Annotated in this window: 27 protein-coding genes, 2 tRNA genes and 1 pseudogene; 22 read left to right on the top strand and 8 right to left on the bottom strand. The window is 35.6% G+C overall.

Annotated features, from left to right (window positions below):
• Nucleotides 1-7: 7 nt before the first annotated feature.
• The 8 genes from DFR56_RS20050 to uvrC all read left to right on the top strand — a co-directional run bounded on the left by DFR56_RS20050 (nt 8) and on the right by uvrC (nt 10,488).
• Nucleotides 8-2,353, top strand: coding sequence for an endonuclease MutS2 (locus DFR56_RS20050; protein WP_110397236.1), 2,346 nt, complete (start codon nt 8-10; stop codon nt 2,351-2,353).
• A gap of 413 nt (nt 2,354-2,766) precedes the next feature.
• Entirely contained in the window at nt 2,767-4,464 is a 1,698-nt protein-coding gene (locus tag DFR56_RS20045) for a long-chain-fatty-acid--CoA ligase (RefSeq protein ID WP_110397235.1), read from the top strand.
• A 423-nt stretch (nt 4,465-4,887) separates the two neighbouring features.
• Entirely contained in the window at nt 4,888-5,469 is a 582-nt protein-coding gene (locus DFR56_RS20040) for a fatty acid metabolism transcriptional regulator FadR (protein ID WP_110397272.1), read from the top strand.
• Between the two features lie 56 nt (nt 5,470-5,525).
• Nucleotides 5,526-6,299 carry an enoyl-CoA hydratase gene (locus tag DFR56_RS20035; RefSeq protein ID WP_110397234.1) on the top strand — a complete coding sequence of 258 codons (774 nt, stop codon included), beginning with the start codon at nt 5,526-5,528 and terminating at the stop codon, nt 6,297-6,299.
• A gap of 34 nt (nt 6,300-6,333) precedes the next feature.
• Nucleotides 6,334-7,107: an electron transfer flavoprotein subunit beta/FixA family protein gene (locus tag DFR56_RS20030; protein ID WP_110397233.1), complete on the top strand. Its 774-nt coding sequence runs from the start codon at nt 6,334-6,336 to the stop codon at nt 7,105-7,107.
• A gap of 29 nt (nt 7,108-7,136) precedes the next feature.
• Nucleotides 7,137-8,111: an electron transfer flavoprotein subunit alpha/FixB family protein gene (locus DFR56_RS20025; protein WP_110397232.1), complete on the top strand. Its 975-nt coding sequence runs from the start codon at nt 7,137-7,139 to the stop codon at nt 8,109-8,111.
• Nucleotides 8,112-8,282: 171 nt separating this feature from the next.
• Nucleotides 8,283-8,597 (top strand): thioredoxin, encoded by a 315-nt coding sequence (gene trxA, locus DFR56_RS20020; protein WP_110397231.1) that lies wholly within the window; start codon nt 8,283-8,285, stop codon nt 8,595-8,597.
• A 100-nt stretch (nt 8,598-8,697) separates the two neighbouring features.
• The gene (uvrC, locus tag DFR56_RS20015; RefSeq protein ID WP_110397230.1) at nt 8,698-10,488 is read left to right on the top strand and encodes an excinuclease ABC subunit UvrC; all 1,791 of its coding nucleotides are present in this window, start codon (nt 8,698-8,700) and stop codon (nt 10,486-10,488) included.
• A gap of 101 nt (nt 10,489-10,589) precedes the next feature.
• Here the strand turns inward: uvrC and DFR56_RS20010 are convergent, their stop codons facing one another.
• Nucleotides 10,590-11,021: a DUF2507 domain-containing protein gene (locus tag DFR56_RS20010; RefSeq protein ID WP_158525738.1), complete on the bottom strand. Its 432-nt coding sequence runs from the start codon at nt 11,019-11,021 to the stop codon at nt 10,590-10,592.
• Nucleotides 11,022-11,336: 315 nt separating this feature from the next.
• On the opposite strand from DFR56_RS20010, the gene DFR56_RS20005 reads away from it, so the two are divergent.
• The 4 genes from DFR56_RS20005 to sdhB all read left to right on the top strand — a co-directional run bounded on the left by DFR56_RS20005 (nt 11,337) and on the right by sdhB (nt 15,982).
• Entirely contained in the window at nt 11,337-12,119 is a 783-nt protein-coding gene (locus tag DFR56_RS20005) for an alpha/beta fold hydrolase (protein WP_110397228.1), read from the top strand.
• A 681-nt stretch (nt 12,120-12,800) separates the two neighbouring features.
• Complete coding sequence (locus tag DFR56_RS20000; RefSeq protein ID WP_110397227.1) at nt 12,801-13,412, top strand: succinate dehydrogenase cytochrome b558 subunit; 612 nt, start codon at nt 12,801-12,803, stop codon at nt 13,410-13,412.
• 39 nt (nt 13,413-13,451) lie between these two features.
• On the top strand, nt 13,452-15,218 hold the full coding sequence (gene sdhA / locus DFR56_RS19995) for a succinate dehydrogenase flavoprotein subunit (RefSeq protein WP_110397226.1): 1,767 nt from the start codon (nt 13,452-13,454) through the stop codon (nt 15,216-15,218).
• Complete coding sequence (gene sdhB / locus DFR56_RS19990) at nt 15,218-15,982, top strand: succinate dehydrogenase iron-sulfur subunit (protein ID WP_110397225.1); 765 nt, start codon at nt 15,218-15,220, stop codon at nt 15,980-15,982. Before sdhA ends, sdhB begins: the two co-directional genes overlap by 1 nt.
• Before the next feature lie 556 nt (nt 15,983-16,538).
• On the opposite strand, the gene DFR56_RS19985 is transcribed toward sdhB, so the two are convergent.
• Nucleotides 16,539-16,916, bottom strand: a complete 378-nt coding sequence (locus DFR56_RS19985; protein WP_207519453.1) for a DsrE family protein — start codon at nt 16,914-16,916, stop codon at nt 16,539-16,541.
• Nucleotides 16,917-17,098: 182 nt separating this feature from the next.
• On the opposite strand from DFR56_RS19985, the gene DFR56_RS19980 reads away from it, so the two are divergent.
• From DFR56_RS19980 to DFR56_RS19970, 3 genes are all read left to right on the top strand, one after another.
• Nucleotides 17,099-17,446 (top strand): SCP2 sterol-binding domain-containing protein, encoded by a 348-nt coding sequence (locus tag DFR56_RS19980; protein ID WP_110397224.1) that lies wholly within the window; start codon nt 17,099-17,101, stop codon nt 17,444-17,446.
• Nucleotides 17,447-17,466: 20 nt separating this feature from the next.
• Nucleotides 17,467-17,919: an acyl-CoA thioesterase gene (locus DFR56_RS19975; RefSeq protein ID WP_110397223.1), complete on the top strand. Its 453-nt coding sequence runs from the start codon at nt 17,467-17,469 to the stop codon at nt 17,917-17,919.
• A 155-nt stretch (nt 17,920-18,074) separates the two neighbouring features.
• On the top strand, nt 18,075-18,551 hold the full coding sequence (locus tag DFR56_RS19970; RefSeq protein WP_158525736.1) for a SprT-like domain-containing protein: 477 nt from the start codon (nt 18,075-18,077) through the stop codon (nt 18,549-18,551).
• Between the two features lie 68 nt (nt 18,552-18,619).
• Here the strand turns inward: DFR56_RS19970 and DFR56_RS19965 are convergent, their stop codons facing one another.
• The 5 genes and pseudogenes from DFR56_RS19965 to DFR56_RS19945 form a co-directional block, all read right to left on the bottom strand.
• On the bottom strand, nt 18,620-19,000 hold the full coding sequence (locus tag DFR56_RS19965) for a PH domain-containing protein (protein WP_242694615.1): 381 nt from the start codon (nt 18,998-19,000) through the stop codon (nt 18,620-18,622).
• A gap of 299 nt (nt 19,001-19,299) precedes the next feature.
• A complete protein-coding gene (locus tag DFR56_RS19960) occupies nt 19,300-19,638 on the bottom strand; it encodes a hypothetical protein (protein ID WP_110397220.1) in 339 nt (112 codons plus the stop codon).
• 254 nt (nt 19,639-19,892) lie between these two features.
• The gene (locus tag DFR56_RS19955; protein WP_110397219.1) at nt 19,893-20,168 is read right to left on the bottom strand and encodes a hypothetical protein; all 276 of its coding nucleotides are present in this window, start codon (nt 20,166-20,168) and stop codon (nt 19,893-19,895) included.
• A 239-nt stretch (nt 20,169-20,407) separates the two neighbouring features.
• A pseudogene (locus DFR56_RS23590) lies at nt 20,408-20,482 on the bottom strand (XRE family transcriptional regulator); the annotation flags it as partial.
• A gap of 210 nt (nt 20,483-20,692) precedes the next feature.
• Nucleotides 20,693-20,887, bottom strand: a complete 195-nt coding sequence (locus DFR56_RS19945; RefSeq protein ID WP_110397270.1) for a helix-turn-helix domain-containing protein — start codon at nt 20,885-20,887, stop codon at nt 20,693-20,695.
• Nucleotides 20,888-21,102: 215 nt separating this feature from the next.
• On the opposite strand from DFR56_RS19945, the gene racE reads away from it, so the two are divergent.
• From racE to DFR56_RS19910, 7 genes are all read left to right on the top strand, one after another.
• Nucleotides 21,103-21,915 carry a glutamate racemase gene (racE, locus tag DFR56_RS19940; protein ID WP_110397218.1) on the top strand — a complete coding sequence of 271 codons (813 nt, stop codon included), beginning with the start codon at nt 21,103-21,105 and terminating at the stop codon, nt 21,913-21,915.
• Nucleotides 21,916-22,021: 106 nt separating this feature from the next.
• On the top strand, nt 22,022-23,143 hold the full coding sequence (locus DFR56_RS19935; protein ID WP_110397217.1) for a GerMN domain-containing protein: 1,122 nt from the start codon (nt 22,022-22,024) through the stop codon (nt 23,141-23,143).
• 32 nt (nt 23,144-23,175) lie between these two features.
• Entirely contained in the window at nt 23,176-23,928 is a 753-nt protein-coding gene (gene rph / locus DFR56_RS19930; protein ID WP_110397216.1) for a ribonuclease PH, read from the top strand.
• Nucleotides 23,925-24,542 (top strand): XTP/dITP diphosphatase, encoded by a 618-nt coding sequence (locus tag DFR56_RS19925; protein ID WP_110397215.1) that lies wholly within the window; start codon nt 23,925-23,927, stop codon nt 24,540-24,542. Before rph ends, DFR56_RS19925 begins: the two co-directional genes overlap by 4 nt.
• Nucleotides 24,535-25,053, top strand: a complete 519-nt coding sequence (locus DFR56_RS19920) for a metallophosphoesterase family protein (protein WP_110397214.1) — start codon at nt 24,535-24,537, stop codon at nt 25,051-25,053. Before DFR56_RS19925 ends, DFR56_RS19920 begins: the two co-directional genes overlap by 8 nt.
• A gap of 74 nt (nt 25,054-25,127) precedes the next feature.
• Nucleotides 25,128-25,201: transfer RNA gene (locus DFR56_RS19915), tRNA-Gly, on the top strand.
• Nucleotides 25,202-25,207: 6 nt separating this feature from the next.
• Nucleotides 25,208-25,281, top strand: a tRNA-Arg gene (locus tag DFR56_RS19910).
• A gap of 124 nt (nt 25,282-25,405) precedes the next feature.
• Here DFR56_RS19910 and DFR56_RS23790 read toward each other — a convergent pair.
• Nucleotides 25,406-25,537, bottom strand: coding sequence for a hypothetical protein (locus DFR56_RS23790; protein ID WP_280523481.1), 132 nt, complete (start codon nt 25,535-25,537; stop codon nt 25,406-25,408).
• Nucleotides 25,538-26,098: the final 561 nt, after the last annotated feature.

The raw sequence follows: 26,098 nt of genomic DNA, 5'->3' as shown, positions 1-26,098 counted from the left end.
TGATTTCATGAATGAACGAACATTAAAAGTATTAGAATTTGATAAAGTGATCCATCTGTTAGAGGAAGAAGCGGCAACATCTGTTGGGCGGGAAGCCGCTAGCAAAACAATGCCATTAACAGATATAAATAAAGTACAAGTGCTTCAAGATGAAACAGACGAAGCATTGCAAATCCTTCGACTAAATAAAACAGTGCCATTTTCTCATCTAGTCGATATTACGGAAAGTGTCAAAAGAAGTGCCATTGGTAGTACGTTAAGTACAGAGGAATGTTTGCAGGTTGCTCAGACACTTTATAGTGGGCGTCAACTTAAGAAGTTCATTGAGGAGATAGAAGAAGATATACCCCTTTTAAAAGAAATTGTGATCGATATTTCGCCGTTACACCATGTCGAAAAAGAAATTAAAATAAAAATTGACGATCAAGGAGACGTTGTCGATGATGCCTCGGCAAAGCTAAAGTCAATTAGACAATCGATCCGGTCATATGAATCGAGAATTAGAGAACGTCTACAACATCTAACTAGGACGAAAAGTAAAATGTTATCCGATACGATTGTCACCATTCGTAATAATCGCTATGTTCTACCTGTGAAACATGAATACCGTAGTGCTATTGGTGGAATTGTCCATGATCAATCTTCTTCGGGACAAACATTATTTATGGAACCAAAAGCGATTATTGAATTAAATAACCAGTTACAACAGGCGATTATGAAGGAAAAGCAAGAAATTGAAATTATTTTACAAAAGCTTACGAGTTTGATTGCAGAACATAAAGAGGAGTTAATTATTAATTTATCCGTGATCGCAAATATAGATGGTATTTTTGCTCGTGCTCGTCTTGCTGTTAAGATGAAGGCCGCAAAACCAACTCTAAATAGTAATGGCATTATTAACATGAAACAAGCACGTCACCCACTTATCCGACTTGATGAAGTAGTAGCGAGTGATGTTGCTATTGGTGATGATTATCACGCCATCGTTATTACAGGACCCAACACTGGGGGTAAAACGGTGACGCTTAAAACGATTGGTCTTTGTACGTTGATGGCTCAATCAGGCTTACAAATTCCGGCATTTGATGGGTGTACATTAGCTGTTTTTGATTATGTATTTGCAGATATTGGCGATGAGCAATCAATTGAACAAAATTTAAGTACATTTTCTTCTCATATGACGAATATAGTAAATATAATGGAACAAACAAATGAACGTACACTCGTCTTATTCGACGAACTTGGTGCTGGTACAGATCCGCAAGAAGGGGCAGCACTTGCCATGGCGATTTTAGATGAGGTTATTGACCGGGAAGCACGAGTTGTAGCGACGACGCATTATCCTGAATTAAAAGCATATGGATATAACCGTGAATCCGTCATGAACGCATCAGTTGAATTTGATGTGGAAACATTGCGTCCTACCTACCGCTTGCTAATGGGGGTTCCTGGAAGAAGTAATGCCTTTGAAATATCTGATCGGTTAGGATTACGTAAAGAAATAATAGAACACGCGAAAAGCTATGTTGGAATTGATTCTAAAAATGTAGAAAATATGATTACTGCACTGGAAAATACGAAAAAAGAAGCGGAAAAAGAATTGCGAAATGCCCACCAAATTTTAGAAGAAAGCGAACAACTTAGAGTTGACCTTCATAAAGAATGGGAGTCTTTTGAAGCCGAAAGAAAAAAAATGTATCAGAAAGCAGAAGAAAAAGCAGAAAAAGCATTAAAGAAAGCGCGAGAAGAAGCAGAAATAATTGTGCAAGAAGTCCGTCAAATGAAAGATAAGGCTTTATGGAAAGAACATGAATGGATTGAAGCACGAAAAATGCTTGATGAAGCACGTCCAGAGCTATTAAAAGAGACCGATAAAAAAGAAATGCAAGAAGATACGAAAGAACTTGAAATCGGTGATGAAATTAAACATAGAACATTGCAACAAACAGGTCAAATCATCGAAAAGAAAAATAATGATGAATTCGTTATCCAGGTCGGGGTCATGAAAATAACGGCAAAAAGAAAAGACCTTATTTTCGTGAAAAAAAAGCAGGAACAAAAAGAAATAGAAACTCGTCCAGTATCTCGGATAATGACAGCTGGTAGCACAGTGAAAACGGAATTAGATTTACGTGGCCAGCGGTATGAGGATGCAATGCTTCAACTTGAAAAATATGTAGACGATGCACTTGTACAAAGCTACCCAAGGGTAACAATCATACATGGAAAAGGTACTGGTGCACTTAGAAAAGGTGTTGAAAAGTTTATCAAAACGCATCCACATATTAAATCCCACCGTTTTGGCGCCCATAATGAGGGTGGGAGTGGTGTGACTATTATTGAACTTGGATGAACGTCCTGTGAAAAATGGATACTTGTTTAATTTGGCAATTTCGACAAAAATTGAACAAGTATTCATTATACAATTGAATTGCCATTCATTATATGGTAGAATTTGAGAAACTCACCTTTTGATAGGCTTTTTCTCATAATGGAGGAGAACAAAATGGTATTAGATAAACTAGCAAAAATTTTAATCTCTGTAGCAGTAGTATTTTTAATAGTAGGTGTCGCTTATTGGTTGTTAAATTAATTGGGCAATTTTTAGAGAAAAGGATAACTGCATGATATCTACCTACTCACACACTACCTTTATCTCACACAACTACATCTTTAGACCCTACAGCTTGTCAAATGTTAGAGTTTATATTTTAAATAAGTATGCTTATTTAAAATAGATATAAAACTTTATAAGGGGGATGTAAAATGGATAACAGGAGGCCTTGGCTACAACATTATCCGCCTGAGATACCGAAGTCAATTGATTATGACGAAAAACCACTTTACCGTTTTTTATTAGAGAGTGGGGACAGGTACAAAGAAAAGAAAGCGCTTCATTTTATGGGAAAAGAAATTTCTTTCGGTGAATTGTTAGTAGAGGCTAAGAAAATGGCACACTTTTTTCAGTCCAAAGGGTTGAAAAAAGGTGATCGTGTTGCAAGTATGCTACCCAACTGTCCGCAAACAGTTGTTACTTATTTTGGAGCAATGCTCGCTGGTGGTGTTGTTGTACAAGTAAACCCTTTATTTACAGAGAGGGAGCTAAAGTATCAACTGAAAGATTCAGGTGCTAAGTTTATTGTTTGTTTAGATATCCTTTTACCGAGGGTTTCCAATGTCCGAGATGAAACAGATCTTGAACATGCGATCGTGACAAAAGTGAGTGATTATTTACCTTTTCCGAAAAATATCATTTATCCTTTTATCCAGAAAAAGCAGTACAATATAGTCGTTAAAGTAGAGGAAACAGATGATACACATATTTGGAAAAATATTATTGAAAGCGGTTCCGAATATTTTACAGAAATCGACATTGATCCAAAAGAAGATTTAGCTTTACTCCAGTATACGGGTGGAACGACAGGAAAACCAAAGGGTGTAATGTTAACGCATTATAATTTAGTTTCGAATGTTCAAATGTGTACTGCTTGGATGTATAAGTTAGAAGAAAATAAAGAAATAGTCTTAGGCGTGCTTCCATTTTTCCATGTTTATGGGATGACGACAGTGATGAATCTATCCATTATGTTTGGCTCTAAAATGATTCTACTGCCGAAATTTGATCCTGAACAAGTGTTAAAAACAATTCAGAAGTTGAAACCAACGTTATTTCCTGGTGCGCCGACAATTTATATTGGGCTATTAAATCATCCCAATTTAAAAAAGTACGATTTATCCTCGGTCGAAGCTTGTATTAGTGGATCTGCGGCATTACCAATTGAGGTACAAGATCAATTTGAAAAAATAACTGGTGGAAGGTTAGTAGAAGGATATGGACTAACTGAAACCGCTCCCGTTACACATGCAAATTTTATTTGGGATAAGAGAATCAATGGAAGTATCGGAGTTCCTTGGCCAGATACGGATGCAATGATCGTCAAAGAAGGAACAACAGAAGAGCTTCCACTAGGTGAAGTGGGTGAGATTGCTGTAAAAGGCCCACAAGTAATGAAAGGCTATTGGAATCGAGAAGAAGATACGAATAAGTCTTTAAAAGATGGTTGGTTATTAACAGGTGATATGGGGCGCATGGATGAAGATGGTTATTTCTATGTTGTTGACCGGAAATCTGATATGATTATTGCAGGAGGATTTAATATTTATCCTCGTGAAGTAGAAGAAGTCCTATTTGAACATACTGAAATCCAAGAAGCAGCGGTAATTGGTGTACCTGATCCATATCGGGGTGAAACGGTGAAGGCGATCATCGTTCCGAAAAAAGGGCAAAAATTAGATGAGCAGCAATTAAACCGTTATTGTCGTAAAAATCTAGCTGCATATAAAGTCCCGCGTATTTATGAGTTTCGAGATGAACTACCGAAAACAATTGTCGGTAAAGTGTTGAAAAGACAATTAATAGAAGAGTCAGTTGCAGAATTAGAAAAAGATAAACAAGTAAATTAAAAAATTAGTACAGTCATTCCTTGAAAAAAAAGATGAGCATATTAGCAACATACCCAATGTTGTACAAATGACTTGTCATCTGGCAAGTTTTTCTTTTGGACTATTTCAATGAATGGATTGGTACAATTTTGCCTATACCTAACTGCTCATCAGTGCGGTAAGTTTTATTATTGACTTTGGGATATGAAAACGCTACAATTACTTATGAATGATTGATCATTCATAAGTAATTTTTTTCGAACAGGCTATTATGTTTCATAAGAATGAAGAAGCAATTAGGTAAGTTTTTGAATCGTAATATAATGTGGAAGAGCGCCATATCATCGCGGAGAATCACCATAAAATCATGGAGCAGCGCCATATTACCGTGAAGAAGCCCCATATTATCATGGGATGTGCCATATGAAAAGCGAGGGGAGTTTATTGAATAAGGATAGACCAAAATATAGACAAATTATCGAAGCAGCAGTAGAAGTGATCGCTGAAAACGGATACCATGCTTCCCAAGTTTCAAAAATAGCTAAAAAAGCGAATGTAGCGGATGGGACGATCTATTTATACTTTAAAAACAAAGAAGATATTTTAATATCCGTATTTAAAGAGAAAATGGGTCATTTCATCGATAAAACAGTGAAGGCAATTAGTGAAAAAGAAACTGCAAAAGAAAAATTGTTAACATTTATTCAAATGCATTACAAACAGCTTTCTGAATCGCCTTATTTAGCAATAGTAACGCAATTGGAATTAAGACAATCGAAGCCAGAGTTAAGAGCGGAAATAAATAAAGTGTTAAAATCATATTTAAATGTGATTGACTCGATTATAAAACAAGGTTTAGAAGAAAATGACATTCAAACAGATATTAATCCGCAATTAATTCGGCAAATGATTTTTGGAACATTAGATGAAACGGTAACAACATGGGTGATGAAATCGCAACGTTATCCATTAATTGATCAAGCGGAAGAAGTGCATCAATTGTTAACGAAAGGCTTTTTTAAATAGTTTGTATGTTCCATTTATATATATTTTTAGGATTACAAAACTAAAGGAGGAATACAGTGAGTACGTTATCTCTTCAAGTGCAGAATCATATTGCAACACTTTCCATTAGTAGTCCACCAGCCAATGCGTTATCAACTACCTTACTAAAGGATCTTGATCACCAGCTAACTATCATTGAGTCAAATGATAAGGTAAAAGCCATTATTTTAAAAGGGGAAGGAAGATTTTTTTCAGCAGGTGCTGATATAAAGGAATTTACTTCTTTACAAAAAGCATCCGATTACGAATCATTAGCGAGAAAAGGGCAAGCGTTATTTGATCGTATGGAAAATTTTCCAATTCCCATCATTGCGGCAATTCATGGCGCAGCACTTGGAGGTGGATTGGAGCTTGCAATGGCCTGTCATATCAGAATTGTCAGTGAGACTGCAAAATTGGGATTACCAGAATTAACGTTAGGAATCATTCCGGGCTTTGCGGGAACACAACGTTTACCGCAGCTTGTTGGAAATGCAAAATCATATGAATTAATTTTAACTGGGGATGCAATTAGCGGAGAAGAAGCGGCGGCAATCGGTTTAGCTAATCGGGTCGTAGGTGAGGATGAACTATTTTCTACTGCGGAACAATTAGCTACAAAAATAGTCGCAAAAAGTAAGCCGACGATTACGAAAATAATGGAGTTAATTCCTTACACGAAAAACTCCACATTTGCAGAAGGTGTCAAAGCGGAAGCGAGAGCATTTGGAGAAGTTTTTGGAAATGAAGATGCAACGGAAGGCATTCAAGCTTTTATTGAAAAAAGAAAAGCTAATTTTACAGATAAATGATGAGCCATATAATTTAGGTTAGGGAGGAATTAGCATGAATATTTACGTTTTACTTAAAAGAACTTTTGATACAGAAGATAAAATTGTTGTAACAGATGGCGAGATCGAGGATGATAGTGCGGAATTTATCATTAACCCATACGATGAATATGCAGTAGAAGAAGCGATTGTCCAACGTGATGAGCATGGTGGGGAAGTGACAGTTGTCACGATAGGGGATGAAGATTCAGAAAAACAACTACGAACGGCTCTCGCTATGGGTGCGGATAAAGCTGTACTAATTAATACAGAAGATGATTTAGAAGAGGGAGATCAGTTTACAACAGTTAAAATTTTGGAGAAGTTTTTTGAAGATAAAGAAGTAGATTTAATTTTAGCAGGAAATGTTGCAATTGATGAAGCAAGCGGGCAAGTAGGTCCCCGTTTAGCGGAAAGACTTGATATACCTTATGTGACAACAATTGTCGGTTTAGAGATTGAAGATGGTACAGCACATATTGAAAAAGACGTTGAAGGAGACGTTGAGAAAATTGACGCCGATTTACCTTTACTCGTTACGTGTCAGCAAGGACTAAATGATCCGAGATATCCATCTTTACCTGGTATTATGAAGGCGAAGAAAAAGCCATTAGATGAACTAGAAATTGATGATTTAGATTTAGATGAAGATGATTTAGAGCCGAAAACAGAAACAGTCGATATTTTCTTACCGCCTGAGAAACAAGCAGGTCGTGTGTTAGAGGGAGATATATCTGAACAGGTGAAAGAATTGGTTTCTTTATTAAAAAACGAAGCGAAAGTACTGTAATTTGGAGAACGAGAAAGGAGTAAAGACACATGAGCGATAAAATTTTAGTAATTGGTGAATCAAGAGATGGTGCTCTCAGGAATGTAAGTTTTGAAGCAATTGCTGCTGCAAGGAAAATAAAAGAAGATGCCGAAGTAATCGCACTTCTACTCAGTGATGGATCATTAGAAGACCAAGCACAGGAAATGATTTCTTACGGAGCCGATCGGGCGATTACAGTGACCCATGATCATTTGAAACATTATACATCAGAAGGATATGGTCAAGTTGTTTTACAAGTGATTGATGAGGAGTCACCTTATGGAATTGTGATGGGACATACAGCAATTGGGAAAGATTTAACTCCGAAAATTGCTAGTCGTTTAGAAATTGGACTTATCTCTGATGCGACAGATATTGATTTAGATGGGGATCAAGCCGTCTTTACAAGACCAATCTATTCAGGTAAAGCTTTTGAGAAAAAAGTGATAAAAGAGGGCATTGTGTTTGCGACAGTACGACCGAATAATATTGCGATGCTAGAAAAAGATGATTCACGTACTGGTGAGATCGAAGTGAAGGACATTGAAGTGAAAGATTTACGCACCATTATTAAAGAAGTATTACGTAAACAATCTGAAGGGGTTGACATGTCAGAAGCAAATGTCGTTATTGCTGGGGGACGTGGTGTGAAAAGTGCGGAAGGTTTTAACCCGTTATATGAGTTAGCAGAGCTACTTGGTGGTGCAGTAGGAGCTTCTCGAGGTGCGTGTGATGCAGAATACTGCGATTACTCGTTACAAATTGGGCAAACAGGGAAAGTTATTACACCGGATTTATATATCGCAGTTGGAATTTCAGGTGCGATCCAACATTTAGCAGGAATGTCCAACTCAAAAGTAATCGTCGCCATTAATAAAGACCCTGAAGCAAATATATTTAATATCGCTGATTATGGCATTGTTGGTGATTTATTTGAAGTTGTTCCACAATTAATTGAAGAAATCAAACAACAACAATCATGATAGGACCAAAAGAAAATCTGACCGTATATTTAGTCAGATTTTCTCCATATTATGAACATAAGTAGAAACTTGATTGGTTTAATGAGTATTCCCAAGCAAACTACTAGCAAGCAAAAACTAACGGTGTTATAATCGTAACAGAATTAACCAAGATTGAATGGAGGAATTGTAATGGCAATTGTAGATGTAACAGATCAAAATTTCGCACAAGAAACAGCTGAAGGTCTTGTCCTTGTTGACTTTTGGGCACCATGGTGTGGACCATGTAAAATGATTGCTCCTGTATTAGAAGAGCTTGATGGAGATCTAGGTGATACAGTTAAAATCGTTAAACTAAACGTTGATGATAATCAAGAAACTGCTGGTAAATACGGTGTAATGAGTATCCCAACTTTACTTTTAATTAAAGATGGAAACGTTGTTGACCAAGTTGTTGGTTTCCAACCGAAAGATGCATTAGCAGAATTAGTTAATAAGCATGCATAAGTAAACATAGAAATTAGTTTTACAACGAATCCCTTGACACTCATTAGGAGTCAAGGGATTATCTTTAGTTTAGACCTTTTCTATATGGGGGAGAAATACGATGGATGTTTCCATTCTAGAAAAATTAAAAGTATTACCGACAAAACCTGGCTGTTATTTGATGAAAGACAAACATGGTACTGTTATATATGTCGGCAAATCAAAAGCACTTCGTAACAGAGTACGATCTTATTTTAAAGGAAATAATGACCAAAAAACACAAAGACTTGTAATGGAAATTACCGATTTTGAATATATTGTCACCTCATCGGAAATTGATGCCCTTATTTTAGAAATGAATTTGATTAAAAAATATGATCCCAAATATAATGTCATGTTAAAAGATGACAAAAGCTACCCGTATTTAAAAATAACAAATGAGCGTCATCCTCAACTTTTAATTACGAGAAAAGTGAAAAAAGACGGTGGGAAATATTTTGGGCCGTATACAAATGTCATCGCGGCTCGAGAAACAAAAAAGTTATTAGATCGAATGTATCCGCTTCGAAAGTGTAATAATCCACCTGGCCGTTTTTGTCTATATTATCATATGGATCAATGTTTGGCATGTAGTGAAATACCAGTTCCGAAAGAAACCTATGATACGATCGTGCAAGAAGTAACTAGTTTTTTACACGGTGGATACAAAGTGATAAAAAAAGATTTACAAGAGAAGATGTTAGCTGCAAGCGATGAATTAAATTTTGAACGGGCGCAAGAACTGCGTGATCAAATAACACATATTGAAGCTGTCATGGAGCAGCAAAAAGTGACATTAAATGAAAATATTAATATTGATATTTTCGGATATAGTTACAATAAAGGCTGGATGTGTATTCAAGTATTCTATGTAAGACAAGGAAAGCTGCTGGAGAGGGATGTATCGATTTTTCCATTTTTCAATGAGGCAAAAGATGCGTTTATTACTTATATTGGTCAATTTTACTTACACCAACGAAATTTAAAACCAAAACAAGTGCTTGTTCCAATTGGGACAGATGCAAAATTAATACAGGGTCTATTAGAAATCGATGTTCATACCCCATTTAGAGGACGTAAAAAGGAATTAGTCGAACTTGCCGAGAAAAATGCTAGAATCGCTTTAGAAGAACGATTTTCGCTTATTGAACTTGATGAAGAAAGAACGATTAAATCAGTAGAGCGATTAGGTGAAATCCTTTATATTGATACACCATTTCGAATTGAAGCGTTTGATAATTCTAATATTCAAGGCGCTGATCCAGTTTCAGCAATGGTCGTATTTATTGACGGGCGGGCAAATAAAAATGAATATCGAAAATATAAAATTAGGCAAGTGGAAGGGCCTGATGATTATGAAACGATGCGTGAAGTAGTTCGGAGACGCTATAAGCGAGTACTTACTGAAAAGTTGCCACTTCCAGATTTAATCATAGTTGACGGCGGGAAAGGACAAATGTCGGCAGCTAGGGATGTATTGGAAAATGAATTAGGGTTATCTGTCCCGTTATGTGGATTAGTTAAAGATGACAAACATAAAACTGGTGAACTATTATATGGTGATCCTCCAGCAATCGTACCACTTGAAAGACGTTCAAATGAATTTTACTTAGTACAAAGAATTCAGGAAGAGGTACACCGATTTGCCATTACTTTCCATCGACAATTGCGTGGCAAAGGACTAATTCAGTCTGAACTAGATAAAATACCAGGTGTCGGGGCTAAAAGAAGGAAGTTATTGTTATCCCATTTTAAATCGATAGAAGAGATAAAAAATGCGGAAATGGAAGATATTACAACGTTAGGTATTCCGAAAAATGTTGCTGAACAAGTATTGTTAACGTTAAATGAAGAGAAGAGCGAAGAAGAATAATCTCCCTAGTACGATTCATCATAGGGAGATTTTTGCTTACCTCTATTAATGGTGAATGGTCAGTGATTCTTTTTGGGCTGGGATACATTGGAGCCAATTTTTCAATCTGTAAAAAATACTTTAAACGAAATACGGTACAGACGTTCATTGATTGTTTCTGTACACTCACATGGTCTTCCTTTTATTGCTTGAATTGATTCAGCAATGAAGCCCGCTTCTAAGCGAAAATCAGTATCAATTGGAGTTTCAAGACGATGAACAACATCATCGGACATTAAGTGAAAGGTAATATTATTCTTTTTTTCTTTAATCAATTCAAGGTTACCCCACCGAAATTTTCCAAACAGATAAAAAATATCATCGATTGTTTCAATATGTATACTTCGGGCAAGGTTCCGTCCAATAAAATATAATAAAGTATCTTTTTCATGCCCTAAAAATTGGGGTAAACTTACATATCTGATTATGTCTTGTCCGATTGTTTCCGATGAGAATTCATCAATCGTTGCGAGGGAAATTAACTTATTTTCCATCAGAGTCATCCTTTACAATATAATTATCCCTTGTATTATATCATAGTTTACTAGAGAAAATATTATGACCGTTAAATTAATCTCACTTAAAGATTGATATATCAATGTTTTGGAATGACACTTGATGGTTAGCCCCAAAATTAGCCTCAGTCACCTTACTGTATATTGTTATTTGGTAAACAAAAGCCGTACTTTTAAATTCAACAACGTGTTAGCGGTCGTTCCAGCGATGGAAAAGATGGGATAGGTAAGCACACATGTTTACAAAGTTGAATAGCTTATTGGTAAAAGCCTTTCAACTAAGGAGGAATCGTTATCGGGTATTTTGTTAATGTAGAGTCAGGCGTCAATCTATATGTTGAAGATCTTAACCCAGAGGGTAACAAAACCATCGTATTTTTACATGGCTGGCCGTTGAGCCATAAACAGTTCGAATATCAGTTTGATGTTCTTCCAGCAATGGGTTACCGCTGTATTGGTATAGACTGGAGGGGATTTGGCAATTCGGATAAACCGTTCAGTGGCTACACCTTAGATAGACTGGCTGATGATATCCGTACTGTTGTTGGTACACTTCAATTAGAAAATTTTGCGCTTGTGGGTCACTCAACGGGTGGATCAATTGCGATTCGGTATATGTCTAGATACAGCGGCTACGGAGTATCTCAGCTTGTCCTTGTTGCTGCTGCAGCTCCTACAGGCTTTTCAACAGAAACAGCAAATAGATATCTTATGCAAGCTTTAAATGATCGCCCTAAGATGATGCAGGAAGTAATAGATGGTTTTTTCTTCCAATATATAACTGGCCCATTTTCGGATTGGTTTTTTCAAATGGGAATGCAGGCTGCAGGCTGGTCGACCGCAGAGATCATTGTTTTATTAAGAGATGAAAACCTGTATGAAGATCTTCCCAAAATAGTTGCCCCCACTTTAATTATTCACGGTATTCATGACAAAGTTATTCCATTTTCACAAGCGGAGGAACTAAATCAGATAATACCAAATTCACGGCTAGAACCGTTTAAATATAGTGGTCATGGCACTTTCTGGGAAGAACGCGATAAGTTTAACCGGTTATTGACACAATTTATTCATTGAAGATTTTACTAATCAAGATACTAAAATAAGTTTAGCACTTAATTATTCGAAGTTATTATTTGATGACCCGTGCAGGGTTATTTTTTATGAAGAAAAAAGACTGCTGCAAAAGCGATCTGATGATTTGTTTTAACTGTTTTACACCAACAAGTATTTTTCAGTCCCAATTTAGCCCCTAATCCGTTCTTTTTGGCACATGGACGCAAGACCCATAAAAAAGCATTTATCTACAATGATTGATATGTTGTAATTCTATAAAATGTAAGTTCCAGTCTTCGTTCGATTTTAGTTTACTAGAGAAAATATTATGTTAAAAAACTGGAGCGAAACGTCGTTAATATGTTTTCTCCGTACGAAAACTTTAAGTTAAAATGAATTTTTACATTGTCCTTTTCTTGACGCTTTTTATAGTTAGAAGTACAATAAAGTAGATAGGTTCACAGAATTTTCACGAGTCAATTTGTATAATGTGAACAATTGATGATTCATACAGATTGTAAGATGTTTGAAATAGATTTTTTATCTATGATAATACGGTATATTGCTTTCATTTTTTGATGTTATATAAAACAATAATATGAGAACAATAACTAACGTGTAAAAACTGATGATGTTTTTATCTGAACTTGTTGTGCAATTTTTTAAAATTTATATAAAAATTAGTTAAGGAGGGAGTAACACATGGTGGATCATCGTGAATATTTTTACCGAAGATTGCATTCACTTTTAGGTGTTGTTCCAATTGGTATTTTTGTTGTACAACACTTGATTGTGAACCATTTTGTTGTTTATGGGGAAGAGAGCTTTAATAAAGCTGCTAACTTTATGGGTTCACTTCCATTTGTACTTGCTTTAGAAACATTTGTTATTTATTTACCGATTTTGTTCCATGCCATTTTAGGGGTGTATCTTGTTTTAAATACTCGAAATAATCCGAGACGATACGGTTTTTTCCGTAACTGGATGTTCCTTTTACAACGTGTAACTGGTATTATTACACTTATTTTTATCGCATGGCATGTTTGGCAAACAAGAGTTCAAGTTGCATTAGGAAATACGGAAGTAAACTTTCAGTTAATGGAGGGTATTTTAACTCAACCATTCTACTTCTGGTTCTATCTTATTTCCATTATTGCTGTAGTATTCCATTTAGCTAATGGATTATGGAGCTTCTGTGTATCATGGGGAATTGCACAATCTCCACGTTCACAACAGATCGTTACATATGCTACTATTATTGTATTTCTCGTTGTTAGTTATATCGGAATTAGAACGATTATCGAATTCGTATAAGTGCTTAAGAAAAGCGAATTAGGGGAGGGAGTATAAATAATGAGTAACCGTAAAATCGCAATAGTAGGTGGCGGACTTGCTGGTTTAATGGCAACGATCAAAGCTGCTGAAGCTGGCGTTCAAGTAGATTTATTTTCTATCGTACCAGTTAAACGCTCTCACTCTGTTTGTGCCCAAGGTGGTATTAATGGTGCGGTAAATACGAAAGGAGAAGGGGATTCTCCTGACATTCACTTTGATGATACTGTTTACGGTGGGGATTTCTTAGCAAATCAACCACCGGTAAAAGCGATGTGTGATGCAGCACCGAGTATTATCCATATGCTAGATCGTATGGGTGTTATGTTTAACCGTACTCCAGAAGGACTACTAGATTTTAGACGTTTTGGAGGTACACAGCACCACAGAACTGCATATGCGGGGGCAACAACAGGTCAGCAATTATTATATGCTTTAGATGAACAAGTTCGTCGATATGAAGTAGAAGGATTAGTTACTAAGTATGAAGGGTGGGAATTCCTCGGCGCCATCATCGATGAAGAAGGTGTAGGTAGAGGAATTGTCGCACAAAGTATTAAAAATCATGAAATTAAATCATTCCCTTCTGATGCAACGATTTTAGCAACTGGTGGACCGGGAATTATCTTCGGAAAATCAACGAACTCTGTCATTAATACAGGTTCTGCTGCGAGTGTCTTGTATCAGCAAGGTGCAAAATATGCAAACGGAGAATTTATCCAAATTCACCCAACGGCAATTCCAGGAGACGATAAATTACGTCTAATGAGTGAATCAGCTCGTGGTGAAGGTGGGCGTGTTTGGACTTATAAAGATGGTGAACCTTGGTATTTCCTAGAGGAAAAATATCCAGCATATGGTAACCTCGTTCCTAGGGATATTGCAACACGTGAAATTTTTGATGTATGTGTCAATCAAAAATTAGGAATCAATGGGGAAAACATGGTTTATCTTGATCTTTCACATAAAGATCCGAAAGAATTAGATATTAAACTTGGTGGAATCATCGAAATTTATGAAAAATTCGTTGGAGAAGATCCACGTAAAGTACCGATGAAAATTTTCCCAGCAGTTCACTATTCAATGGGTGGCTTATGGGTAGATTATGATCAAATGACGAATATTCCAGGTGTTTTTGCATGTGGTGAATGTGATTATTCACAACATGGTGGAAACAGACTAGGAGCTAACTCATTGTTATCCGCTATTTTCGGTGGTATGGTAGCTGGACCAAAAGCAATTGAGTATATTGATGGGCTAGATAAACATGTGACGGACATGGGACCTGAATTATTCGATCAATATGAAAAAGATGAACAAGAAAAATTCGAAGCATTAATGAGCATGAATGGAACGGAGAACGCCTACCAAATTCACCAAGAACTTGGTGAGTGGATGACAGATAACGTGACTGTAGTTCGTGAAAATGATCGTCTCTTAAAAACAGATGAGAAGATTAAAGAATTACTCGAGCGTTGGGAGAACATTAATATTACGGATACATCTCGTTGGAGCAACCAGGCTGTCATGTTTACTCGTCAGTTGAAAAATATGCTTCATTTAGCACGTGTGATTACAATCGGTGCATATAAACGTGATGAAAGTCGTGGTGCACATTATAAACCAGAATTCCCAGAGCGTGATGATGAAAAATTCTTAAAAACGACAATCGCTGAATTTGATGCTGAAAAAGGCGACCCAATTTTATCTTATGAAGAAGTGGATGTATCGTTAATTCCACCTAGAAAACGTGATTATTCTAAAAAAAGTGAAGGGAGTAAAAAGTAATGGCTGAACAAAAAACAGTTACCTTTATCATAACTCGACAAGACAGCCCAGACTCCGCTCCTTATGAAGAAACGTTTCATGTACCATATCGTAAAAACATGAACGTTATTTCTGGACTAATGGAAATTCAAAAAAATCCAGTCAATGCAAAAGGGGAAAAAACAACACCAGTAAAGTGGGATATGAACTGTTTGGAAGAAGTTTGTGGTGCTTGTTCAATGGTTATAAACGGTACAGCTCGCCAATCATGTGCAGCTTTAGTTGACCATTTAGAACACCCAATTCGCTTGGCTCCAATGGACACTTTTCCAGTTGTTCGTGATTTAGTTATTGACCGAGAGCGTATGTTTGATGCATTAAAACAAATCAAAGCTTGGATTCCGATTGATGGAACTTATGATCTTGGACCTGGTCCTCGTATGCCTGAGAAAAAACGTCAATGGGCGTATGAATTATCTAAATGTATGACATGTGGAGTATGTTTAGAAGCTTGTCCTAACGTAAATGACAAAAATGACTTTTTCGGACCAGCAGCGATCTCACAAGCACGTTTATTCAATGCACACCCAACAGGTGAAATGAATAAGAGTGAAAGACTAGAAGGATTAATGGAAAAAGGTGGACTCGTTGGATGTGGAAACGCACAAAACTGTGTGCAAGTATGTCCAAAAGGTATTCCATTAACAACTTCTATCGCAGCAATGAACCGTGCAACAGTTGTTCAATCATTTAAAAACTTCTTTGGTAGTGACAACGCACATTAATTAACAATGTGGAAGTAATGAAAGAAAGGATAGAGGAAGCTTCTGTTTCCTTCTATCCTTTTCATTTTGAACTGCTTGAATAGTTTGTGGAAATTCAAAGTAATAGAAGCAAGAAAGTGCAATGTAATAGGATAAAAAATTTATTCTTGGATCAGTGGATTTTTATCTGTAAATGGCCTCCACTTAATCGGACGACTAGAAATAAAGATAGTCTATTTTACATTAGGAGTGAATTGGGATGAAAAATAAGAAAATGAATGAAGATAGCACCTCATTGAAAATTGTATCTTATTGGTTTTCTATCCCACGAATTTGGCGCAGAGGCCTTTTCTGGTTGATCATATTTATGATGGCGATAGCTGGTTGGGTGAAGTTACTAAAGAATTATTTCTAAGAGAATCGTCCAGTCGAAAAAAAGAATATGGAGTGTTTCTACAATCCCTACTTAAGCTTGTTCTATTAGATAGTGTAAAAGAGGGGATTGCAAGCGTCAACTGGAAACTGAAGAATAACGAAAAGAGGGTCTATCATACAACATCCACCCCCTGTATCAAAGCTAATTTAACTGTAAACTTTTCTTTGCCCCCATCAAAGCATCGATCACATAGTCAGCCGTTATCACATCTGCTCCACTAATAAGACTTTCTTCCTTTACACCATTATGTTCCATACAAGCTTTACATACTTTTAATGTACCGCCATTTTCCAAAAATGTTTGTAATGCTTCATTGATCGGTGAAAACGGCGGGCCAATATCAATTTTATCTGCATATCCTTTTTCACCTAAGTGTACCGCATTTGATAACAATAGCATTTCTGTTTTGTGCCCTTTTTCCAACGCCTTAATCCCCATTGTAAAAGCAATAGTCACGTTGTTTTCATCACTTTCATGAGCTGTTAATGTAATTAATAAATCTGTATTCGAATGGCTCAAATCATTCTCCTCCTTCACATTGTAAACCTATTCTACGTACAATATAACTTTGTGGCAATAGGAAGTCAAATAAACACTTATAATATTAGGAAATGATGATCAATCTAGGTTGCGCTTTCATTTTTAACCGAAACATATTATAATGGGTGAATAGTCATTCATTAAAAGGGGGATTTAAAAAAATGGATATAGATAGAATGCCTTTAAATGAAATTTGGCAAGAAATTGATCGAAAGGCAAATGAACAACCTATATTATTAAAAGATATGAATGCAACATACTCCTTTACTATTACAGGAAATGATGAGGGTACATATGGATTAACTTTTTCGGATGGAATAGCGACTGTAATTGATGGAGGTATAAATGATGCAGATTGTTCACTTACAATGAGTGTGGATAACTTTAGAAAATTATTGCAAGGAAATTTAAATTCTGCGACTGCTTTTATGACTGGAAGACTTAAAGTAAAAGGAAACATCGGACTAGCATTAAAATTAGAAAATTTATTAAAGAAATATTCATTATAAAGTTGGGGGGGGAAATGTCTTTGCGTAAAATTGCTTATATTGAAGATTTTCCAACTTGGAAAGAAGAATTTACCTTTTCAATCGAAGTGAAAATTCGTTTTTCGGAAACAGATATGTTTGGACATATGAACAATGTTTCTCCTTTTATTTATTTTGAAGAAGCACGAATTGAATTTTTTAAAAGTGTGGGACTATTTAATGAACTTACGAATCAACAGTCTGTTCCGATCGTTGCAGATATACAATGTGATTATCATGAACAAGTGTTTTTTGGAGAAATAATTAGATTGTATGTGAAAGTAAATTCGATTGGAAACAGTTCAATGGATGTTCATTATATGGCGACAAAAAATGCCGATGGAAAGGTCTGTTTAACTGGCCGAGGAAATATGGTGAATATGAATAAAAATACTGGCAAAGCCCAACCATTAACGGACGAAGAGAAAGCGAAATTATTGCCGAAAAATAAGTAAAAAAAACTGACTGTCTTCGTCAGTTTTTTTACATGAGTTGGGTGTAGAGGACCGCTAAAGAAATTTGTTTTGTAAGGTATTTAGATATGATTTTTCTGGTAGAATCAACTATAATAAAATACGTCGTAAGAAATGTAGTAAATGGGGTGGGAGCAATGTTAGAGCAAGAATTGACACAAATAGCGAAAGAGTTTCTTAAAGAAAATTATGGGTTACAGCTTACCATTCCAATTAAACGAAACAATCGTTTACGCTCTACACATGGCAGATTCATCATTAGACATGATCAAACACCGCTTCAGATTGAAATAGCAGGTAAAACAATTGACTACGGTACAACAGATGCTATTATAGGTGTTTTAAAACATGAATGTATTCATTTTGCTTTACATATGCAAGGAAAGCCTAGTAGGGATGGACACCCTTATTTCGAAGCAGAGCTCCATAAACATGGTGCACCGAGCACAAATACGATGAAAATAGGAAAGCATTACATATTTACATGTAATAAATGCGGAATGGAATACGAATCAAGAAGGAAACAATTAGTGAACACACCTTCTAAATATCGGACAAAATGTTGTAAAGCAAAGCTAACAGTGATAGGGGAAAGGATCTATGATGGGACATAACTAGATGTATGAGTGCTTAATATAAAAAACTGGCAATCATCGCATTTGCCAGTTTCATAGATGCATATTTAGTTTGTACACATAAACGCAAGGATTTTTTGAATATCGTAAATGCTATCATTTTTCTTAAATTGTTTTTGAATAATCGGTTCTTGTGCTCCACCGATCCAAATTTTAAGTTCAGAATCCAGATCAAAATTACCTGCAGTTTCAACGCTAAAGTGACTAATATTCCTATATGGAATCGAATGATATTCTACCTTTTTTCCAGTTAACCCTTGTTTATCAACTAAAAGTAATCTTTTATCGGTAAAAATAATAAGATCTCTGATTAATTTAAAAGCGCCTTCAACTTCTTCATCTTGAATAAGTAAATCTCCCACTTCTTTTTGTGCATCTTCTTGATCAAAGTTTGATGCATTTCCTAAAAATCCATGTAGTAAACTCAAACGAAACATCTCCTTTTTGAAAGGTACTAGATTTTTTTTTCCTGCGTGCATTTCTGAGGAAAGAATTGAAAAATTGTAAATGAGGACGAGAATTTGTGGTTTGAATTTTTATATGTTTGTATGGGAAAGTTCTGTTACATAGGGTGCACGTCCGATTTTTCTGGAAAGTGGGTCTAGTAGTATATACTCGTTTTCAAGATGGAAGAATATTCATAAGAACAAAAGGAACGAAAAAAATGTTTATTGACCAGTTATTTGTTGGATGTTAGATTCTATCTTGAAGAGACGGTTGTTTAAAACTACGATGTCTGCGTTGTTATCATGTGTTTATTCACCATCGTTTTTAAAATGGTCACAATATCCTTATTTACTGCATGGTCAATACGTTCAATATTACCTTTAATTCCAGTTACATCACTTTGAATATGATCTGTTTTTGTTTCTAAGTTTTCAATACGGCTATTCATTGAGATCAACTCATTATTCATCGATTTCATTTCATCTTTCAATGACATCGTTTCATTATTCATAGACTTCATTACATCTTTCATTAATACTGTTTCACTTTTCATAGATTTCATTTCATATTCCAACGATTGTAGCTTATTTAAAATTATGTCTAATTTTTGATCACTCATTTTTTCACCACCCTTTGATATGCTATTATTTTTAATCAGTAATCCAGGCAATTTAAAAGTCAGCAACCCTACTTTTGATTATCTGCCAGAGTTTATTCGTATTTACTTATTCTTATGTTCACTACTTGTCCTACCGCTAGTTCTCCCTTAAAACGGTCAATCAATCATAATCAAATAGTCCTACAAATAGTATACACATAAAGCTTAAAAGTCATTTTATTTTTTAAGTGGCATATATTATTAAACATTTATTACTACTTAATTCTTTTAAGTTCGGCTTCCTGATCAATCGAACGCCTAGAGAGTAGATCAATTGTTTTTTCTTGTCGATCTTGAACGTTTTTAATATGCTTTGTATCCTCTAATATGGCTGTAATGTTTTCGGCATTTTCTGCTACTTGTTCATGAACACCGTCGATTTTTCGCTCTATCGTTTTAAATTTATCATTAAATTCTTGCCTTATTACTTGTTGTTCTTCTTTTATTGACTGCAGCTCTTCTAAGATTAAATCTAACTTTTTATCACTCATTTTTAATCACCCTTTTTATTTTAATATTATATTATAATTTTATTGGTAACTATAAAAGGATATTTAAAGTTCTAATCATTGCTCCTGTTGTCCCTATAATTATTAGCTTAAAATTTAATTTAACTGATCAATGTTTCTCCTACTATTGGAGTAATTAATAACTAAGACAGCAGTATAACATTATATTACTATTAGATTTATTTTTTATATTTTTTCGGTGTGAACTTTTGTTTTGCTAATCACTTTGCAAGCCGCATGGAATTTTCAAGACAGGCAATAAGTAACTCTCTATCTTCTTTATCCACTTCATCGATGGATCTATCATCTTATTTCTCAAGACGATAGACAGTTGCAGTTCGAATAATCAAATAGTTCTACAAATAGTATACACTATCTTCCGTTAAAGCTTAAGCATTCAGAAAAGAAAAACCGGCTCCTTTTATCGGTAGCCAGTTTTTCTTTTTGCTGTATGGAGTACGTGAAGTGTTGAATAAATTAGTGTATGTTTAGAGGCAATGTATCTTTTATAACTTTAACTCTCCCATCCGAATAAGTTCAATTACTGCCTGTGATCTACCTTTGACACCTAGTTTCTGGATTGCGTTTGAGATGTGATTCCGGACTGTTTTTTCGGAAATGAATAGTTGTTCGGCAATTTCTTTTGTCGTTTTATCTTGGACTAGAATTTCAAATACTTCTTTTTCCCTCTTCGTTAATATCTTGTTTTGCTTGTATTCGTTTGAGTTGTTCAAATGGTACCCCTCCTTGCTGTCATTTGAGATGCAAATCGAAGGGAATTATTTAGTCATTATAGCTTATGAAAACATCTCACAATCAGTGCGTATAAATGCTTGCTACAATCAACTATTTTCTAATAAATGATACAATATGGTAAAATATAATCTCCAAACAATGTTTAAAATGGGGTGGAATATTGGAGCGAGCGATAGGAGTTATTGATTCAGGAGTAGGTGGACTAACAGTTGCCTATGAACTGATGCGACAATTACCGAATGAGAAATTAATTTATGTAGGCGATACATTACGATGCCCTTATGGTCCAAGACCGAAACACGAAGTAAAACAATTTACATTAGAAATGGTTGAATTTTTACTGGAAAAAGAGATAAAAATGATCGTCATTGCTTGTAACACAGCAACAGCTTTTGCATTGGAAGAATTAAAGAAAAAGCTGCCGATTCCAGTTATCGGTGTGGTTCAACCGGGTGCACGTGCTGCAATTAAAATGACTAAAAATAATCATGTTGGAATAATCGGTACAGAGGGAACGATTCAAAGTGGTGCATATCCAGCAGCACTTAAACAAATCAATAGCGAGTTAAAAGTAACAACTCTAGCTTGTCCATTATTTGTACCAATGGTTGAGAAAGGGATTTTAACCGGAGAGCAAGCGAAAAAAGTAGTGGAAGAAACATTATTGCCTTTAAAAAATACGACAGATATAGATACATTAGTTTTAGGTTGTACACATTATCCATTACTGGAAAAAACGATTCAAGCGGTAATGGGAGATGAGATACAAATAATTTCTTCCAGTGAGGAAACTGCAAGGGAAACGAGTACTATCCTAGAAGTGCATAGTCTTTTATCGAACGAATCTGGAAATTCAAAACATCATTTTTTTACGACAGGTGATTTACATATTTTTACTAAAATATCTTTATCCATTTTTAATGAACATATTACGGATTTGCAAAAAGTATCAATGGAAAAAGTAGTCATTTAAACCTGTCTTTTAAATTTTTATCCATTTTCCCTTCCGATAATACTTGGTCTATTTTTGAAAAAATGCACGTATATATAGTAGTACAACCATCTTGGGAGGGTATAAAATGCTAGATAAAAGGTTACTACTATTTCTGTTAACCATTGTTTTTAGTTTAATATTAGGAGGATGTCTAAAAGGGGAGCAGACGTTAGAAGAAATTGACGTGCCGGAAGAAGTAACAGTTGTAGATGATGATGAAAGTAGCCAAGAGAATGAAAACAACTTGGAAGATGAAAACAACTCAGAAAATGAGAACGAACCTGGTGAAGGAAATGAAGAGGAAGAAGAAGCGGAAGTAGCTGAAAGTGATGAAACAGTGCCACGTGAGCTTTACTTGATCGATGCTAGTGGAATGGTTGTTCCGCAAACATTAGAATTGCCAAAAACGAAGTCAGCTGCCATGCAAGCGCTTGAATACTTAGTGAAAGATGGTCCTGTCACGGAGCTTTTACCAAATGGATTTCAAGCGATTTTGCCTACTGGAACAGAAATTATTGGTTTAAATTTACAAGAAGATGGTACATTAATTGTAGATGTTTCGGAAGAATTTAAAAATTATGAAGCAGATGAAGAGTTAAAGATACTACAAGCGATGACACATACATTAACACAGTTTGATAGTGTAGAGCGGATAAAGTTATGGATTAATGGGGAAGAACAAACGGAAATGCCCGTAAATGGAACCCAAATATCAAAAGGATTTTCTAAAAAGCATGGGATCAATATTTATGCAAAAGATCGACCAAGTTTAAAACATAGTAAAGTTGTGACAATGTTTTATCCGAAGCAACACAATGAAAATTTTTATTTCGTTCCAGTAACTCAATATATTAATGATACTGATACGGATATTTTCACATCGATTGTCGAAGCATTAATGGAAGGACCAGCACATGATGTACAAGCGCTTCACGTATTTAATGACCATACAACATTAGTAAATAAGCCTTTTTTACAAAATGGTGTGTTACAATTAGTATTTAGTGATGATATTTTAAAAGATGAAGATAAAGCAATCATTGCAGATGATGTAATGGAAACATTAGTGAGGTCATTAACAGAACAAGAAGCGGTAGATGCAATTGAAGTTAAGGTTGAAGATATCGGAACAATCATGAATGAAAGTGGGACGACTTATGACAAGCCGGTCCAAAAAAGCGACTTTGTCAAGTCAGAAAAAATGTAAGGAATAACTGTAATAAATGTAGGAGTGTAAACATGGAACTTAAAATTAGGCCAATTAATATCATACCAAACTATATCACACATCCTGAAGGTTCAGTTTTAATTGAACTAGGAAATACGAAAGTAATTTGTAATGCAAGCATTGAAGATCGGGTTCCTCCATTTATGAGAGGACAAAATAAAGGCTGGATTACAGCTGAATATGCAATGTTACCTAGAGCGACAGAACAACGAAATATAAGAGAATCATCTCGCGGAAAAGTGGGCGGGCGGACGATGGAAATCCAACGTTTAATCGGACGTGCACTGCGTTCTGTCGTTAATTTAGAATTGATTGGAGAACGAACGATTTGGATCGATTGTGATGTCATTCAAGCTGACGGTGGTACAAGAACCGCTTCAATTACCGGAGCATTCGTTGCCCTCGTTCTAGCATGTGGAAAATTAGTAGAGGAAGAAAAAGTGAGCCAGCTACCGATCACAGATTTTCTTGCAGCCATTTCAGTCGGGGTGTCACCAGATGGAGAGGTTGTCCTCGATTTGGACTATGAGCAGGATTCTTCTGCAGATGTCGATATGAATGTCGTAATGACAGGTGCAGGTGAATTCGTGGAAATTCAAGGTACTGGGGAAGAAGCAACTTTTTCATATGATCAACTTCAAAAAATGTTACAAGCAGCACAAGCAGGAATTGAACAACTTTTTACAGTACAATTGGAAGTATTAGGAGATTTAGCTGATCAAATAGGTGTTCAAGTTGCTAAAGAAACAGAGGAAGAAAAATGAACGAAATTATTATCGCGACAAAGAATAGAGGAAAAGCAAAAGAATATAACCAATTATTTAATGAGTATGGGATTACGGTAAAGTCACTGTTAGATTTAAGTGAAGAGATTCCTGATGTAGAGGAAACGGGCGATACATTTAAGGAAAATGCTCGTCTGAAAGCAGAGCAAATTTCTCGATTATTAGAGATACCTGTTTTAGCAGATGATTCAGGTCTCGTCATTGATGCTTTAGACGGACGACCAGGCGTTTATTCTGCAAGATACGCCGGGGAACCGACTGATGATAAGAAAAATTATGAAAAAGTGTTAAACGAACTTACTGAAGTACCAAGTCAATCAAGAACAGCCCGATTTGTTTGTGTACTTGCTTTAGCGATTCCGCAAGGGGAAACAGTTTTTAAAGAAGGTTTTTGTGAAGGAATCATTGCTGAGAGTCCAGTCGGGGGAAACGGATTTGGGTATGATCCAATTTTTATTCCTGAAGGATTCGAAAAAACAATGGCCCAATTAGAAGATGAAGAAAAAAATAAAATAAGTCATCGATACCATGCATTAATGAAAATGAAAACGTGGCTAAATGTGAAACTTGGTAAAGGTGAAAGTAATGAATAAAGTATTAATTTTAAGTGATAGCCATGGTTTAACAGAAGAATTAACGATCATAAAAGAACGTCATCATGCTGATTATTACATACATTGTGGGGACTCTGAATTAATGAAGAGCACCCCTCCTTTGAATGGATTTACGACAGTAAAAGGTAATTGTGATTGGAAAGGGGATTTTCCACTCGAAAAAATAGTGGAAATTGGGGAGTTACGCTTTTTTATTACGCATGGACATTTATTTGATGTTAAAATGTCTTTACTCCATTTACAATATCGTGCACAAGAAGTGGAGGCAGATATCGTCTGTTTCGGCCACTCCCATATTGCTTATGCCGAGAAAAATGGAGAGCAATTATTTATTAATCCCGGAAGCATTCGTTTGCCGAAACGTTTCAAGGAGCCGAGTTATGTTTTACTTAAATGGACTAGTGCAAATGAAGTGAATGTCACTTTTTATCATGTAAATGGGAAGGAAATTACTCATTTTCCGTACGAAAACCAATTTAATTTAAAATAAGTAGCATATTCTATTGACAAACAAATCTAGAAATCATATAATAATCCTTGGCTGCAAAATTTAGAGTCAAATTTGCGGGTGTAGTTTAGTGGTAAAACTCCAGCCTTCCAAGCTGATGTCGAGGGTTCGATTCCCTCTACCCGCTCCAATTTTTGGCCCAGTAGCTCAGCTGGATAGAGCAACGGCCTTCTAAGCCGTCGGTCGGGCGTTCGAATCGCTCCTGGGTCGTAACTGAGAAAGTCGCTATAATCCTTGTAGATAAAGGGTAACAGCGATTTTTCTGTTTTTAAATAAAAATTAATAATTTTATTGAATAATGCCGATTGGCGTTAGATCATTAATCTATGCTATTTTAAGTTGTTTTTCCAAACATTTCTTCTGTGTACACAATAGCCTCTTGATCTTCTTCTGGAAGGGCATGGCCATAAATATCGAATGTAGTTCCCATTTTTGCATGGCCAGCTCTTTCTTGAACTGCTTTCAATCTTAATCCTTTACTACTTAAGTAAGTGATGAGTGCCTTAAATCATGAAACCTAATTTACTTTAAACCGAGTGTTTTAAATTGATTACTTTGTGTAAAGCGTAACTACCATTGACTAATATTATCTGGTCTAATTGGTTGCCAAACTCATTTGCAAACAAAAATAGATGATCACTCCAAACTCTTTTATCATCTGCTTTAAATATCTCTTGTTGCCGTATATGGATTAATTTTTTTATCATTTCCATTACAATAGGGGGAGGAGAAATAAATCGTTTGCTTTTATTTTTAACTTCTTTTAAAGAACACCTACACCTTTTTCAATTAGTTAGTGACTGTCTAATATGAATACCTCCTTTTTTGAAATCACAGTGCTTTTCCTCAAGTTCACCAATTTCACTCTGTCTAGCAGAAGAGGATAACGCTATTGCTACTAATACCCTTTTATCCAAATTCACACCCAGTCTATCCATTCCGTTTACTAGTATAGAAACCTCTTTCGGACCGTAAATTTCAGTCTCTTGATTGTGAACGGAAGATGTTTTTATGTTGTCAGCAGAAT

Source organism: Pseudogracilibacillus auburnensis, from assembly GCF_003201975.1.
GTDB lineage: Bacteria > Bacillota > Bacilli > Bacillales > Amphibacillaceae > Pseudogracilibacillus > Pseudogracilibacillus auburnensis.
Note: the sequence above shows the minus strand (reverse complement) of the source record. Positions and strands in the feature narration are given on the sequence as shown.

What these genes read in the sequence shown, in the direction of transcription:
- DFR56_RS19920 (WP_110397214.1), top strand. Translation starts at nt 24,535, where the DNA reads ATGAATAAAGTATTAATTTTAAGTGATAGCCATGGTTTAACAGAAGAA.
- DFR56_RS20025 (WP_110397232.1), top strand. Translation starts at nt 7,137, where the DNA reads ATGAGCGATAAAATTTTAGTAATTGGTGAATCAAGAGATGGTGCTCTC.
- trxA (WP_110397231.1), top strand. Translation starts at nt 8,283, where the DNA reads ATGGCAATTGTAGATGTAACAGATCAAAATTTCGCACAAGAAACAGCT.
- DFR56_RS19980 (WP_110397224.1), top strand. Translation starts at nt 17,099, where the DNA reads ATGGATATAGATAGAATGCCTTTAAATGAAATTTGGCAAGAAATTGAT.
- sdhB (WP_110397225.1), top strand. Translation starts at nt 15,218, where the DNA reads ATGGCTGAACAAAAAACAGTTACCTTTATCATAACTCGACAAGACAGC.
- DFR56_RS20050 (WP_110397236.1), top strand. Translation starts at nt 8, where the DNA reads ATGAATGAACGAACATTAAAAGTATTAGAATTTGATAAAGTGATCCAT.
- DFR56_RS20000 (WP_110397227.1), top strand. Translation starts at nt 12,801, where the DNA reads ATGGTGGATCATCGTGAATATTTTTACCGAAGATTGCATTCACTTTTA.
- DFR56_RS19955 (WP_110397219.1), bottom strand. Translation starts at nt 20,168, where the DNA reads ATGAGTGATAAAAAGTTAGATTTAATCTTAGAAGAGCTGCAGTCAATA.
- DFR56_RS19970 (WP_158525736.1), top strand. Translation starts at nt 18,075, where the DNA reads ATGTTAGAGCAAGAATTGACACAAATAGCGAAAGAGTTTCTTAAAGAA.
- DFR56_RS19925 (WP_110397215.1), top strand. Translation starts at nt 23,925, where the DNA reads ATGAACGAAATTATTATCGCGACAAAGAATAGAGGAAAAGCAAAAGAA.
- rph (WP_110397216.1), top strand. Translation starts at nt 23,176, where the DNA reads ATGGAACTTAAAATTAGGCCAATTAATATCATACCAAACTATATCACA.
- DFR56_RS20030 (WP_110397233.1), top strand. Translation starts at nt 6,334, where the DNA reads ATGAATATTTACGTTTTACTTAAAAGAACTTTTGATACAGAAGATAAA.
- DFR56_RS20045 (WP_110397235.1), top strand. Translation starts at nt 2,767, where the DNA reads ATGGATAACAGGAGGCCTTGGCTACAACATTATCCGCCTGAGATACCG.
- DFR56_RS19960 (WP_110397220.1), bottom strand. Translation starts at nt 19,638, where the DNA reads ATGAGTGATCAAAAATTAGACATAATTTTAAATAAGCTACAATCGTTG.
- DFR56_RS20010 (WP_158525738.1), bottom strand. Translation starts at nt 11,021, where the DNA reads ATGGAAAATAAGTTAATTTCCCTCGCAACGATTGATGAATTCTCATCG.
- uvrC (WP_110397230.1), top strand. Translation starts at nt 8,698, where the DNA reads ATGGATGTTTCCATTCTAGAAAAATTAAAAGTATTACCGACAAAACCT.
- sdhA (WP_110397226.1), top strand. Translation starts at nt 13,452, where the DNA reads ATGAGTAACCGTAAAATCGCAATAGTAGGTGGCGGACTTGCTGGTTTA.
- DFR56_RS19935 (WP_110397217.1), top strand. Translation starts at nt 22,022, where the DNA reads ATGCTAGATAAAAGGTTACTACTATTTCTGTTAACCATTGTTTTTAGT.